General features: G+C 23.2%; 1 protein-coding gene. It reads left to right on the top strand.

All coding sequences use genetic code 11. The features are described 5' to 3' along the window. Positions 1-665 (top strand): cation diffusion facilitator family transporter (locus tag AVBRAN12637_RS09705; RefSeq protein ID WP_336615831.1); only part of this gene is annotated, 665 nt, incomplete at both ends.

The raw sequence follows: 665 nt of genomic DNA, 5'->3' as shown, positions 1-665 counted from the left end.
TTATTAAGCTTTATAGTAACTTTTGTAGTAATGTTTGCTGAATTAATTTATGGGTATTTAGCTAATTCTTTAGCATTAATTAGTGATGCACTTCATATGATAACACACGCTTTTGCATTGATAATAAGTTTTATTGCACTAATATTTATTAATAAACAAGATAGTAAAAAAACTTATGGATATTATAGAAGTGAAATAATAGCTGCTTTTATAAATGCTATTATGATAGCTATATTTACTATATTTATTATTTATGAAGCTATTGAAAAACTATTAAACCCAAGTAAAATAGATATAAAGACTATGCTTATAGTATCTTGCTTTGGACTTGTAGCAAATATAATTAGTGCTTTATTATTAATGAAAGCTGATACAAGTAATTTAAATATTAAATCAAGTCTAATTCATATGCTAAGTGATTTACTTAGTTCTGTTGCAATTATTATTGGTGGGATTATTGTTTATTACACTGATTTTTATTTTATTGATTCAATACTAGCTTTAATAATAGCTTTAGTAATTGCTAAGTGGTCTATATCATTATTTAAACAAAGCTTAGATATTTTACTTGAGAGCTCATTTATTGAGATTAGTGAAGTAAAAGAATTTATATTAAAGCAAGATTTAAATATAAAAGATATTCACGATATACACATTCATTCAAT

The organism is Campylobacter sp. RM12637 (assembly GCF_020137645.1).
GTDB lineage: Bacteria > Campylobacterota > Campylobacteria > Campylobacterales > Campylobacteraceae > Campylobacter_E.
Note: the sequence above shows the minus strand (reverse complement) of the source record. Positions and strands in the feature narration are given on the sequence as shown.